Raw genomic sequence first — 12,845 nt, 5'->3', positions numbered from 1 at the left:
TGCTCAGTAGGGGATGTGGGCGTGATCGGGGTCCATGGAGAATTTCCACTGACGCACCGGACCGGCCATGACGTTCAGGTAATAGAGATCGAAGCCCGCCGGGGCACCCACCGGATGGTAACCGCGCGGGACAAGCACCACGTCGCGATCGGCGATGGCCATGGCTTCGTCGAGCGTTCCGTCCTTGGTGTAGACGCGCTGGAGCGCGAATCCGCTGCCACGGCGTAGCCGGTGGTAATAGGTTTCTTCGAGATAGGTCTCGTTGGGAACGTCGTCGGTGTCGTGCTTGTGCGGCGGGTAGCTCGACCAGTTGCCGCCCGGCGTGATCACCTCCACCACCAGCAGGGTCTCGGCAGGGGCCGTATCGGGCAGGATGTTGCGCACACGGCGCAGGTTAGCGCCACTTCCGCGCGTGATCTCGCCGGTTTCCTCCGGCGTGATCACGCGTGGCCCATACAAACCCTTGGCGGGCGAGGCGCAGATGGCCAGTTCGGCCTCGTCCTCCGCGGTGACGCGCCACGCCGATCCGGGGGGCAGATAAACGGACCAGGGGAGGCCGTCAAAGGGCGAGAGTCGCTCGCCCAGAATGCCGAAATCCTGTCCCGCGCCCTCGATGCGCGCGCGACCGCGCACGAGGACGAGGCAGATTTCCGTCTGGCCGCTGTCGCCGGTCGTGACCGCTCCGGGCGCGAGTTGCCGTGCCTCGAACCCGACATAGCGCCAGTGCGCGCTTTCAGGCGTCACGCGCACGGTCGTCAACTGTGCGTCAGGGGAATGGGAATGCACAAGCAGGGGTGACGACATTACAGCATCTCCTGTTCGGTCAGGACCTGCGTCAGATACCGCCGCCCTTTGGTGACGTAGGTCAGCGGATCGGCTTTCTCCGGGTCCTGTTCGGCCTCGATGACGACCCAGCCGTCGTAACCGCGCAGCGCGCGGAAGAATGGGCGGTAATCGATGCAGCCGTCACCGGGGACGGTAAAGACGCCGCCGAGAACAGCGTTGAGGAAACTCCAGTCCTGTGTGTCCGCGATGGCGCGGATGTCCGGACGCATGTCCTTTGTATGGACGTGTCTCACCCGTTCACGATAGGTAGTGGCGAGCTCGACCGGGTCGGAGCCGCCCCACAGCGCATGCCCACTGTCGAGCAGCAGGTGGACCGACGGTCCCGTCAGGTCCATCAGGCGGCCGATGTCGTCGCGCGACTGTACGACCGTACCCATATGATGATGATAGACGAGCGCCATGCCGCGATCGGCGATCACGTGGCCCAGCGTCGTCAGGCGATCGGCAAACAGGCGCCATTGCGCGGCATCGAGTTCCGGGCGTCTGGACAGCGGCACGTCGATACGGGAGTGAATCGCGTTGGAAGTCTCGGCCACGATGACGACCTTCGAGCCCATGGCTGACAAAAGGGCGACGTGATTGTCGATCGCCCGGGCCTCGTCTTCGGCCGAGCGTTCCAGAAGCGCGCTGGAATACCAGCCCGACACGCAGGCCAGACTGTATGGGGCCAGGGCCGCTTTCAGCGCGGCGGGTTCGCGGGGGAACTTGTTTCCCAGCTCCATCCCCTGCAGTCCGGCCTGCCGGGCTTCGGACAGGCAGGTGTCCAGCGGGGTGGCTCCGCCGATCTCGGGCATATCATCGTTCGACCAGATGATCGGATTGGCACCAATCTTGACAGGCATTGAAGTCTCCGTGCCGTGGCGGCAGGTTGCGGCGAAAGGCCGTTTCAGTTTCCCAGGCGTTGGATCGCGCGTTTTTCCTCGTAGGAACGGCGCGCCGCCGACACGCTTTCACGCGTGGAGGTCTCGGGCACGGCCACGTCCCACCAGGCGCCGCCGGCGTCCGTGGTCCTGTGAGGGTCGGTATCGATGACGATGACATGCGTGCCGGCAGCGGCGCGTGCGCGCGCGACCGCTCCCGTCAGGGACGTAAGGTCAGACACTTTCTGTGCGACCGCGCCCAGGCTTTGTGCGTGCGCGACGAAATCGATCGCGGGAAACGTCTGCATGTTCTGCGAGTTTTCCCATAGATTATTGAACGGCGCACTGCCGGTCGCTTGTTGCAGGCGGTTGATGCAGGCGTAGCCGTGGTTGTCGAGCACGATGATGATCAGCTTCTGGCCGAGCATCACCGAGGTCGCGATCTCCGAATTGAGCATCAGATAGGAGCCGTCGCCGAGCATCACGATCACCTCGCGCGTCGGATCGGCCATCTTGACCCCGATGGCGCCTGCGATCTCATACCCCATGCAGGAAAAACCGTATTCCATGTGGTAGCCGCCCGGTCTCTCCGGTTGCCAGTGCTTCTGCAATTCCGCCGGCAGGCCGCCGGCCGCGCAGACGACGACATCGTCTGGTCGGCTGGCTTTCCGCACCGCACCGATCACCTGCGCGTCCGACGGGAGTGCCCCTCCCGACGGAGCAGATCCCGTAAAACGCGCCGATGTCTCATGCCAAGCCTGCCGTGCGGCGCGCGCGCGTGATGTCCACGCACTCTCGGGCCGCCAGTCACCCAGCTGCCGATCCAGCTCGCCCAACGTCACCAGCGCATCGCCCACGACCGGCAGGGCCGCGTGTTTGGTGCTGTCGAAGACCTGTGTGTTGAGGGCCACGATCTTCAGGTCCGGGTTGCGGAACAACCCCCAGGAGCCCGTTGTGAAATCCTGAAACCGCGTGCCGATCGCGATGATGACATCGGCGTCGGCGGCCAGGGCATTGGCGGCCTCGGAGCCGCTGACACCGATCCCGCCCATGGTCATGTCGGACGAAGGGGGCAGGGCGGATTTCCCCGCCTGCGTTTCGCCGGCCGGTACGCCGCGATCCGCGCACCACGTTGCCAATGCCTGTTCCGCGCCGGAATACAGGACGCCGCCGCCGGAAATGACCAGCGGGCGACGCGCGCCCCTGATCGCCGCCACCGCGTCGGCGAGTTCGCCTTCGTCCGGGCGCGCGCGCCTCTGGCGATGTAGGCGTGGCGCGAACATGTGCATCGGAAAATCAAAGGCCTCCGCCTGAACATCCTGACACAACGCCAGCGTAACCGGGCCGCATTCGGCCGGGTCGGTCAGAACGCTCATGGCCCGCGCAAACGCCGGGATCAGCTGTTCCGGCCGCGTAATCCGGTCGAAATAGCGCGAAACCGCGCGGAACGCATCGTTGGCGGACACCGTGCCGTCGCCGAAATCCTCGACCTGCTGCAAGACCGGATCGGGCACGCGGTTGGCGAACACGTCGCCGGGCAAAAGAAGAACCGGCAGACGGTTTACGTGGGCTACCGCGGCCCCGGTCACCATGTTCAGCGCGCCGGGCCCGATCGAGCTGGTGCACGCCATGGCACGGCGACGGCGGCTGGCCTTGGCGAACGCTGTCGCCGCGTGGACCATGCCCTGTTCATTGTGGGCGCGTAGCGTGGGCAGGCGCTCGCGCTCGGCGTAGAGTGCCTCGCCAAGTCCCGCGACGTTCCCGTGCCCGAAGATCGCCCACATACCGGCGAAATAGGGCACGACGTGGCCGTCGATTTCGGTCATCTGGGCCGCCATGGCCCGGATCAGGGCCTGGGCCATTGTCAGGCGGATCGTGGTCATCGCCTTGTCTCTCGTTCTTGTTGTTAGGGCGAGTCTGATCGGGTAGTCAGGCGGCGCGCAAGCTCCCGCGAGCGCGCCAGGCGTTCACAAAACGCCCGAACCGCTCACTCATCTGTGCGATCGCGGCTTCGTCGCTGATCGATCCGGCCAGCCACGCGCGTGCGGCGTCGGAGAAGATCGTGCGTCCGATCGCAAAGCCCTTGACCCAGGGCGTCGCCGTCGACGCCTCGAAGGCCGCTATCAACTGTTCGGCCGGGGCGTCGAGTCCGAGAATGACGATGCCCCGGCATAGTGGATCATTGGCGTCGATCACCGCACCGATCGCGCGCCACGCGGCCGGATTGTCCTGTCCTTCCAGTTTCCACCAGTCGGGTTTCAGACCCGCCTCGTACAGCTGGCTCAGCGCGTCGGCCACCGTGTGCTCGGCCAACGGCCCATCGCGCCCTGCGATGATCTCGATCAGAAGGTCGCGGCCCTGTCGGCGGCAGGCATCCTGGGCACGCTGCAACTCCCGGATCTGTCGGGCACGAAGATCCTCGGAATCGTCGGGGCGATAGAAGCACAGGCATTTGGCGACCTGTTCGCTCGGCCATTCCGTCATATGGGCGCCCAGACTCCCGCCGGATTCGAAATCGAGAGGACGCGAACCCGTCTTTTCGATCGGCCGCGCCGTCCACAGGCCGGCATGGGAGGCGCGGAACAACGCGTCCTGTCCGTAACGACCATCCATGAACAGCCCGAAGCCGGGTGCGCCGTTGGCCACATGCAAGGCCGCTTCGACCGCAAGGCGTTTGAACCCGGCGATGCGGTCGAACGGTGCCCCGGCCTGACGCGCCATCTCCTCGAGCTGCAGACGGTGGTCGCAGGCCAGCGCCATGATCGGCGTGGCCTGGACCGGGCGCGTCGTCGCCCAGTGCAGGTGATTAAGGGTGGTGTCGTGACGCAGGGCGCGATGGGTGCTGCCCTGCACCAGAAAATGCTGCAATTCCGGCCATGTCGGGATTTCCGACGAGCACAAAAGGCGGGATACGGCAAAGGCGCCGCAGGCATTGGCATAGGTGCAACACGTCTCGAGCGGCTCGTTACGCAGCCATCCGCGCAGGAAGCCGGACATGAATGCATCACCCGCACCCAACGTGTTGTAGACGTCGACCGGAAAGCCCGGACCAGTAATGCCGTCTTCGAGCGCGTTGGGGATCGCGCCGTCAAACGCCACGCACCCCATCGGGCCGCGCTTGCACACGATCGTCGCCTGCGACAGGGCCCGGATCGCGCGTATGGCGTCCAGCGTGTCCTCATGGCCGCCAGCGATATGCAGTTCCTCTTCCGTGCCGACGATCAGGTCGCATTCCGCCAGGATCGGCGCGAGATCCTGTGTCACCTGCGCCGACCGGACATAGCGGTTTTCGCCGTCGCCAATGCCCGACAGACCCCAGAGATTGGGCCGGTAGTCCACATCGAAAATGATCCTGCCGCCCTGATCGCGCATCAGACGCATCGCCTTGCGCTGCGCGGCGGCGGTGTGCGGCCGGGCGAAATGTGTTCCGGTCACGACCAGTGCGCCAGCGCGCGCGACGAACGCGGGATCGATATCATCGGGCTCGAGCGCGTTATCGGCACAGTCGGTTCGGTAAAACAATAGCGGAAAACTGCTCTGATCGCGAACGCCGAGGATGGCGAGTGCCGTCAGACGTGCCGGATCGGTTATCACGCCGTCCGTGCACACGCTCTCGCGTTCAAGCTGTTCGCGGATGAAACGACCGAAATTCTCGTGCCCGACACGGGTGATCAGGGCGGAGCGAAGGCCAAGTCGCGCGGTCCCGATCGCGATGTTCGCGGGGCAGCCCCCGACGGCCTTGCTGAAGCTGGCCATATCTTCGAGCCGGCCGCCGATCTGCTGGCCATAGAGGTCGACGGAAGCCCGTCCGATCGTGATGACGTCAAGGGCGGTGGATGCGGTCATGGATTTTATCTCTCTGGCACCGAATGAGAGAATAGGAATGAAAATTCCATAGAAAGTCAATTCACGGAATATTCATTCCTGTATCAGGGCAAGGTGGTGGGTAGATCCACGTTGTGCCGTAGGAACATACGTTCTATTTCGGAGGAAGGATCGTCCACATGCGCAGGAAGGCAGACCCCGCCCCCATGGCTGACCCGGCTTCGACACCTCCGCCCGATTTCGACGAGTTTCGACACCTGATCAAGGAGCGGTATGCCACTCTTCCACGCCGGCTGACCCAGCTCGCCGATTTCGTGATGTCGTCGCCGGACGATTTCGCGCTGGGTACGGTCAGCAGCGTCGCGTCGCATGCGGGCGTGCAGCCATCGACCGTGATCCGGTTCGCGCGGCTCTTCGGGTTTGCCGGTTTCTCGGACATGCAGGACGTGTTTCGCGCGCGGCTGCGGGGGCGCCCCCATACCTATCGCGACCGGATCGATGCCCTGCGTCAGGCCGACGGGCGGCTGCCCAGCGTGATGACGTTGCTGGATGGCTTTTCGGATGCGTTCGAGGCCTCGCTGCGCACCATGCGGCTGCATATGGAGGGCGATCGGCTGGAGCGCGCGGTCGAGATCCTGTCCTCGTCCGAGACCGTCTATCTGCTTGGCATGCGGCGCTCGGCAGCTGTGGTGGAGTATTTCTCGTATCTTCTGGGCAAGCTCGGTGTGAAGAACATCGTTGTCGGGTCCGCGACCAACATGGAGACGGAGATCGTCTCGTTCGCCACAGGGCGCGATGCGGCCTTTATCATCAGCAACACTCCCTACGCGCCTCGCACCATCGACCTGTTCGCCCAGTTCGAGGCGCAGGGGACACGCCTGGTGGTGTTGACCGATAGTCCGTTCAGCGCCGTGGTGCCGGCCGACGGGGTCTGGTTTGAATTAATTGAAGCTGATTTCAAGGGATTTCGCGCCAATTCCGCTGGTATGGTTCTGATCATGACGCTGGCTGCCGCGATAGGGGAGCGCCGTCAGTATCCAGCGGACAGCCAGAAATCCGACCGGAGCCGGACTCGCACAACTGCGTGACGATCGGCCCTTCGGGTGGTTGGAGGTTGACGGGCACATATAACGAAGGGAATATAAATTCCCAAGGCTGACAAAAATAGAAGAATTGGTTCAAACCGGAAGCCTGTGGAGTTTGCCGATGTCCATCGACACAACGTCCGGCCCATTGCCCGGGCGCAGCAGCCCCGAATCTCCCGTATCACGCGACGAGCGCCTGCAGACCACGGGCTTTCTCGTCCGTCTGATGCGGCGCCCCGAACTGGGGGCGATCGGTGGTCTGATCATCGTAGGAATCTTCTTCCTCTTTACCGCAAACAGCGCGATGTTTACGCTCAATGGCGGTCTGACTATCATGAACCCGTCCGCGCAGCTCGGGATCATGGCGGTCGCTGTGTCACTGCTGATGATCGGCGGTGAGTTCGACCTCTCGATCGGTTCCATGGTCGCATTTGCCGGGCTTGTGTTCGGTATATTCCTTCTGGAATGGCATTTTCCGCTTATCATCGCGGTGGCGGCGACGTTGGTGGTCGCAGCCCTTGTGGGTGCCATCAATGGCGCGGTGGTCCAGGCCACACGGCTGCCGTCGTTCATCGTGACCCTGGCGTTCTTTTTCATTCTGCGCGGCCTGTCGCTGGTCGGTCTGAAGATCGTGACGGGTGGCACGACGCAGCTGCGCGGCTTTACCGAAGCGACGGCCGACAGTGTGTTTACGCCGCTTTTCTCCGGCTTTGCGTTCAGTGGCCTGTTCCGGCGCCTGGCCGATCTCGGCCTGATCGAGTTACTCCCCGACGGGACGCCCGCCGCGCCGGGCATCCCCATTGCCGTGGTGTGGTTCGTGTTTTTCACGGCCCTCGCAACATGGTGTCTTCTGAAGACGAAGGTCGGAAACTGGATTTTTGCCAGCGGTGGCGATGCACGTGCTGCGCGCAACTCCGGCGTTCCGGTCGACCGGGTGAAGATGGGGCTGTTCATCCTGACCGCCTGCTCCGCAGCGTTCGTCGGTATTCTGACGGTCATGGATGCCGGGTCGACCGACGCGATGCGCGGCCTGCAGAAGGAGTTCCAGGCGGTGATCGCGGCGGTGATCGGCGGCTGTCTGCTGACCGGCGGTTACGGATCGGCGTTGGGTGCGTTCTTCGGCTCGATCATCTTCGGAATCGTGTCAATCGGCTTGAGTTACACGACGTTCGACAGCGACTGGTTTCAGGTTTTTCTGGGCGTGATGCTTCTGATTGCCGTAATTTTCAACAATCACCTACGCCGTAAGGTGACGGGGGAGCGCTGAGCCATGAACCATATCGCCAATAGTATGGGCATGCATCGTGCCCACGAACCGACGCTGCCCGCACGTGGAACGCCGATCATCGAAATTACCGATCTCCGCAAGGAGTTCGGACAGGTGATCGCCCTGGCCGGCGTGTCGCTGACCGTCCGTGCCGGGGAGGTTCTGTGTCTTCTGGGCGACAACGGCGCCGGTAAATCGACCCTGATCAAGACGCTCTCGGGTGTGCATGCGCCTACCACAGGGGCGTTTATGGTCGACGGCGAACCCGCGCGTTTCCGTGGGCCACGCGATGCGCAAAATGCCGGTATTGCCACGGTCTTTCAAGACCTAGCCATGATTCCTCTCATGTCAATCACGCGCAATTTCTTCATGGGGCGCGAGCCGACGAAGGGTATGTTTCCTTTTCGCTGGGTCGACTACACTGCGTGCAGCACGGTGACGCACGACCAGATGAAAAAGATCGGCATCGATGTGCGTGATCCGGATCAGGCCGTCGGCACGCTGTCGGGCGGCGAGCGTCAATGCGTGGCAATTGCCCGCGCGGTGTATTTCGGGGCACGGGTCCTGATCCTTGACGAGCCGACGTCTGCGCTGGGTGTCGCGCAGACATCGATGGTGCTGAAATACATCAGTCAGGTTCGCGCCGAAGGGCTTGCAGTTATTTTTATCACGCATAATGTCCGTCATGCCTATGCGGTGGGCGATGCCTTTACGGTTCTTAACCGTGGAAAAACATTGGGTACATTCCGCAAGAACGAGATCGATATGGAGCAACTGCAAACATTGATGGCCGGTGGCCGTGAAATGCAGTCTCTGTCTGATGAGCTCGGGGGGATGGTCTGAACCACCGCACGGCGTAAGAGAACTCTGTTCTGACAAGACGATCTGAAAAAAAGAGAAAATAAAAATGAAAAAATCGTCTCTCTTTCTTGCTGCATGTCTTTCGGCAGTAGCCTGGGGCAGCCGGTCCTTCGCTGCCGACGCCCCGATCACGATTATTTTCGTCGATCACGGTCAGGCGGCGGACCCCTTTCACACGGTCATCAAGAACGGTGCCCAGGCAGCGGCTGCGCAGTTCGGTGTTCACCTCGAATTCCGGCAGCCTGACAGCTACGACATGACGCAGATGGCCAATCTTCTGACGGCGGCCGCCAACCAGAGGCCAAGCGGTATCGTCACGACCGTTCCCGATAGCGACGCGCTCAAGCGTCCGATCCAGCAGATCATTTCGCAAGGCATTCCGGTTATTGCCACCAACGCTGCCCCGGAGACGGCACGCGCGGTCGGCATCGCCGTCGACGTCGGGCAGGATGAGACCGTGGCGGGTATGGCGGCCGGCACGGCGTTAAAAAAAGCTGGTGGCACCAACGCGCTGTGTGTCGATCAGGAGCCCGGAAATGTCGCGCTCGACCATCGCTGCGCTGGCTTCGCCAAGACGTTCGGCAAGTCGAAGATACTGCCCGTCGATCTCGATCCGGCGAACGTCCGTTCGAAAATTCAAGGCGCTCTACGCGCGGATTCCTCGATCGATACGATTATAGGACTTGGTGCCGCGACTGTGGGCGAGCCTGCGGTCGCGGCCATCAAGTCCATGGGTATGACGGGTAAGATCAAACTGGCGGCTTTCGACTTGTCCGCCGGTTTTCTGACCTCGGTGAAGAACGGCGACGCGTTGTTCTCGGTTGATCAACAGCCTTATCTTCAGGGCTACCTACCCGTTATGTTCCTCGCACTCAAAGCAAAGTATGGTCTTTCGCCATCTGGAGACGTGGCCTCGGGACCGAGTCTGATCACGAAGGACCAGGCCGGGTCGGTGATTGACCTATCCGCGAAGGGCATTCGCTAAGCATTCGTCTACCGCGTGATGATGTTCGGGAGGCCGGTCGCTTGTCGACTGGCCTCTTTCACGTTTTCTTAGAAGAAGACGTATGCTCATACTGTTGCGCGCACCGTCACCATGACGGTGGCTGGGCGACCATCACTATGCAGGGTGGTGTAGACATAATTCGGAACCACGCCCCCTGCAGACCCGGTATACTCGGTTGGATTGCGGGTTAATATGCTGCACGATGCGCAAGAAATCCGTTTATACGTATGCTGACAGTAAAACGTATTGAACCGGGTTTGAATATTCAGATTTTTCAGCGGCCACCATACGGTGGACCGGATTGAGCATCCTGTTGGGTGCGTCGACGCCTGGCCCGAGCGCGCCATCCGGGCGATCGCTATCGATCTGGAACCGGCTTTCTAAATCAGGAAAGAACTGACCTCTCCCAATTCCTCGATCAAGAATTTATCCCTGGGCCGCTTGGTTTATAGACGACGGTGCCCCCGATAGTGCCAAAACTGGTCTGGATAGCCCACGTCCGGATAAAGGGTCAGCCGGTCGATCTGATCCAGTATGAATGGATCGCCAAAGACACGGTTCAGATATGCGCCAGACCTTCCGTCGAGGAGATTCTGCATCGGCATGCCATCAAGTGTGTTGGCCGATTCGACGCCGTGCGCTCCGCACACCGACATGACCGGCGAGGTCATGCCGATACCCTGCTAAGAGATGTACACAGACGGCGCGTTGCGCAGGATCGACACGATATCGCCCGATGATCCCTCCTGGCGAGTCGGGGCCGCGCTGATTTCGGCTGCGGCGGATGGACTGTTCTTCACGCGTATCAGGCGTCGCATGTCACAAACCGTGATGGATTCCATGCCGGTCGCGCGCTCGACATCGCCCACTGTCGCCTGCGCGGGAGCGGGCTTTACGCTCGCTCCGGGCAGACGGCGGTTTGTTTGCGGAAATTGGTCGTTCAGCGGACGTACGTTTCGATATGCCCTTTTCGGGCATGGCGCGGCGACAGTGCGCGGATCGACCGGCGGGGCGATAGCCATGCCGCGTGGATCGCGCTTTGCGACAGGGCAGCGCGCACCCCGTCGGAAGAGATACTCTGCGGAGGGTAGCCTGACCCGCGTCCTGTCTCGCGAACGTCGCAGAACTGAGACACATCGGGGTGTTGGCGTCACACCGGCGTGACGTCGCGCAGGCGCGTCTTGAGATAACCGTGTCTGGGGTGACGCATGTCAATGCGGTGTCAGGCGCCGCGATGACAATGACCGGCAACGACGCGAGCGGTATGCAAGGCCGTCTGCGCGGTTGACCGGCGTCGCCGCCCGGAAACGGGGTGGCCAGGGAGAAGAACACATGTCGCTCAAGGGTAAAGTCGCGCTGGTCACAGGTGCCGGGCAGGGGATTGGCAGAGGCATCGCGCTGCGTCTGGCGCGCGAAGGTGCGGCCCTGTCGCTGGTGGACCTTCGGCAGGGCGCGCTCGACGCCGTCGCAGCCGAGGTCGAGGCGCTGGGCGTGAAGGTCACAACCGCCATTGCCGATGTCAGCGATCGCGGGCAGGTCCGCGCCGCGATCGATCACACCGAGACGGCACTTGGCGGGTTCGACGCCATCGTCAACAACGCGGGCATCGCGCAGGTCAAGCCGCTGGCGGACGTGGAGCCGGCCGACCTGGACAAGATTCTCAACATCAATGTCGGCGGAGTGCTGTGGGGCATCCAGGCCGCCGCCGCACGGTTTATCGAGCGCGGCACGAAAGGGCGCATCATCAATGCGTGCTCGATCGCCGGGCACGAGGCCTACGCGCTGCTGGGTGTCTATTCGGCGACCAAGTTTGCCGTCCGCGCGCTGACGCAGGCGGCCGCCAAGGAATATGCCAGCCACGGTATCACCGTGAACGCCTATTGCCCGGGCGTGGTCGGCACGGACATGTGGGTGGACATCGACGCGCGCTTTGCCGAGTTGACCGGGGCGGCCAAGGGCGAGACCTACAAGAAATACGTCGACGGCATCGCGTTGGGACGCGCGGAGACGGCGGACGACGTCGCCGGACTGGTGGCGTTCCTGGCCGGTGACGACGCGGCCTATATGACCGGTCAGTCTGTGCTGATCGACGGCGGTCTGGTCTATCGCTGAGCCCGGCGCGACGGCCTATTGCCCCCAGAGCGCCACGACGCCCAGCAGCAGCAGGCCAACGCCGATCAGCCCCTCCGACGCGACCAGCAACAGCACACTCTGGCTTTGTGTCTGGCGACCATAGAGCCAGAGCACCACGCCGACCGCGACACAGATCGTGGCCAGCGTGGTGCAGAGTCGGGTCAGGCGCTTGCGGTCCATCAGATGAAATCCTTGGGTTGCATCAGTCCGTGTCGATCCGGCCACCGCGCCCCTGTTTGACGCGCGCGCGATGCGCCTTGCCGGTCAGGCGCCGTTCGCGCGCACCTTTGCCGGGCCGGGTGGGAATGCGTTTGGGTTCGCGGTGGGACGCCTGGGCCACCAGATCGAGCAGACGTTCGATTGCATCGGCCCGGTTGCGTTCCTGACTGCGAAACCGCCGCGCCGTGATCACGATCACACCGTCACGCGTCAGCCGCTGCCCCGCCAGACGTTGCAGCGCAATGCTGGTCCGATCGTCCAGCGACGGCGATCGCCGCGCGTCAAAACGCAACTGAATGGCCGTGGCGACTTTGTTCACGTTCTGGCCGCCCGGACCCGACGACAGGATCGGCGTCAGTTCGATCTCCTCATCCGGGATGCGGGGCGGCATGGGGTGTCCTGACATGGCAAACGGCGCGGCGAGGCATAGCACCGCCCGACGCATTGCGACAGGGCGCCAGACGCACTTCACGCCCGCCCGGCTTCGTGGCATTGCCGAAAGACCACAGCGAGGGCAACGGTATCGAAACGAAACCGCCGCCCCGGCACCGAGACGACGCGAAAGGCACCGCCCGTACCATGATCGACACACAGGACATCGTCGCCCGTACCGAGCAGGCCCTGGCCGCGATCACCGATCCGGCGCGGCACGAAGCCGCCGCCTTCCGTGTCGTCCACGCTGAGTCCGCCCGGCGCGAGGCCGAGGCCTCCGGCCGCCGCCACCGCGAAGGCCGCGCCCTCGG

Annotated in this window: 14 protein-coding genes; 5 read left to right on the top strand and 9 right to left on the bottom strand. The window is 63.1% G+C overall.

What is annotated here, in order from left to right:
* Positions 1–3 precede the first annotated feature (3 nt).
* From iolB to HUK82_RS05765, 4 genes are read right to left on the bottom strand one after another with little or no spacing between them, the layout of a single operon-like run.
* Complete coding sequence (gene iolB / locus HUK82_RS05780) at positions 4–804, bottom strand: 5-deoxy-glucuronate isomerase (protein ID WP_176613047.1); 801 nt, start codon at positions 802–804, stop codon at positions 4–6.
* Positions 804–1,688, bottom strand: coding sequence for a myo-inosose-2 dehydratase (gene iolE, locus HUK82_RS05775; protein ID WP_176613046.1), 885 nt, complete (start codon positions 1,686–1,688; stop codon positions 804–806). The genes iolB and iolE overlap by 1 nt, the downstream gene beginning before the upstream one ends.
* Before the next feature lie 44 nt (positions 1,689–1,732).
* Entirely contained in the window at positions 1,733–3,589 is a 1,857-nt protein-coding gene (gene iolD, locus HUK82_RS05770) for a 3D-(3,5/4)-trihydroxycyclohexane-1,2-dione acylhydrolase (decyclizing) (RefSeq protein WP_176613045.1), read from the bottom strand.
* Between the two features lie 46 nt (positions 3,590–3,635).
* A complete protein-coding gene (locus HUK82_RS05765; RefSeq protein WP_176613044.1) occupies positions 3,636–5,552 on the bottom strand; it encodes a bifunctional 5-dehydro-2-deoxygluconokinase/5-dehydro-2-deoxyphosphogluconate aldolase in 1,917 nt (638 codons plus the stop codon).
* A gap of 158 nt (positions 5,553–5,710) precedes the next feature.
* Between HUK82_RS05765 and HUK82_RS05760 the strand changes: the two genes are divergently transcribed.
* The 4 genes from HUK82_RS05760 to HUK82_RS05745 all read left to right on the top strand — a co-directional run bounded on the left by HUK82_RS05760 (position 5,711) and on the right by HUK82_RS05745 (position 9,729).
* Positions 5,711–6,619 (top strand): MurR/RpiR family transcriptional regulator, encoded by a 909-nt coding sequence (locus tag HUK82_RS05760; protein WP_246495308.1) that lies wholly within the window; start codon positions 5,711–5,713, stop codon positions 6,617–6,619.
* 118 nt (positions 6,620–6,737) lie between these two features.
* A complete protein-coding gene (locus HUK82_RS05755) occupies positions 6,738–7,883 on the top strand; it encodes an ABC transporter permease (RefSeq protein WP_176613043.1) in 1,146 nt (381 codons plus the stop codon).
* Positions 7,884–7,886: 3 nt separating this feature from the next.
* On the top strand, positions 7,887–8,726 hold the full coding sequence (locus tag HUK82_RS05750; RefSeq protein ID WP_246495296.1) for an ATP-binding cassette domain-containing protein: 840 nt from the start codon (positions 7,887–7,889) through the stop codon (positions 8,724–8,726).
* Positions 8,727–8,790: 64 nt separating this feature from the next.
* Positions 8,791–9,729 carry a substrate-binding domain-containing protein gene (locus HUK82_RS05745; RefSeq protein ID WP_176613042.1) on the top strand — a complete coding sequence of 313 codons (939 nt, stop codon included), beginning with the start codon at positions 8,791–8,793 and terminating at the stop codon, positions 9,727–9,729.
* A gap of 467 nt (positions 9,730–10,196) precedes the next feature.
* Here HUK82_RS05745 and HUK82_RS05740 read toward each other — a convergent pair whose 3' ends face one another.
* Together HUK82_RS05740 and HUK82_RS05735 are read right to left on the bottom strand one after the other, a co-directional pair.
* A complete protein-coding gene (locus HUK82_RS05740; protein WP_176613041.1) occupies positions 10,197–10,421 on the bottom strand; it encodes a hypothetical protein in 225 nt (74 codons plus the stop codon).
* A 12-nt stretch (positions 10,422–10,433) separates the two neighbouring features.
* Positions 10,434–10,772 (bottom strand): hypothetical protein, encoded by a 339-nt coding sequence (locus HUK82_RS05735; protein WP_176613040.1) that lies wholly within the window; start codon positions 10,770–10,772, stop codon positions 10,434–10,436.
* A gap of 310 nt (positions 10,773–11,082) precedes the next feature.
* Between HUK82_RS05735 and HUK82_RS05730 the strand changes: the two genes are divergently transcribed.
* Positions 11,083–11,862, top strand: a complete 780-nt coding sequence (locus tag HUK82_RS05730; RefSeq protein WP_176613039.1) for an acetoin reductase — start codon at positions 11,083–11,085, stop codon at positions 11,860–11,862.
* Between the two features lie 15 nt (positions 11,863–11,877).
* Here the strand turns inward: HUK82_RS05730 and HUK82_RS05725 are convergent, their stop codons facing one another.
* The 3 genes from HUK82_RS05725 to HUK82_RS05715 all read right to left on the bottom strand — a co-directional run.
* The gene (locus HUK82_RS05725) at positions 11,878–12,063 is read right to left on the bottom strand and encodes a hypothetical protein (RefSeq protein WP_176613038.1); all 186 of its coding nucleotides are present in this window, start codon (positions 12,061–12,063) and stop codon (positions 11,878–11,880) included.
* A gap of 22 nt (positions 12,064–12,085) precedes the next feature.
* Positions 12,086–12,493, bottom strand: coding sequence for an alternative ribosome rescue aminoacyl-tRNA hydrolase ArfB (gene arfB, locus HUK82_RS05720; RefSeq protein ID WP_373318238.1), 408 nt, complete (start codon positions 12,491–12,493; stop codon positions 12,086–12,088).
* 77 nt (positions 12,494–12,570) lie between these two features.
* Positions 12,571–12,845: hypothetical protein (locus tag HUK82_RS05715; RefSeq protein ID WP_176613036.1), on the bottom strand; the 275-nt coding region annotated here is incomplete at its 5' end.

It is taken from the genome of Ameyamaea chiangmaiensis (genome assembly GCF_013376175.1).
GTDB classification, from domain to species: domain Bacteria; phylum Pseudomonadota; class Alphaproteobacteria; order Acetobacterales; family Acetobacteraceae; genus Ameyamaea; species Ameyamaea chiangmaiensis.
Note: the sequence above shows the minus strand (reverse complement) of the source record. Positions and strands in the feature narration are given on the sequence as shown.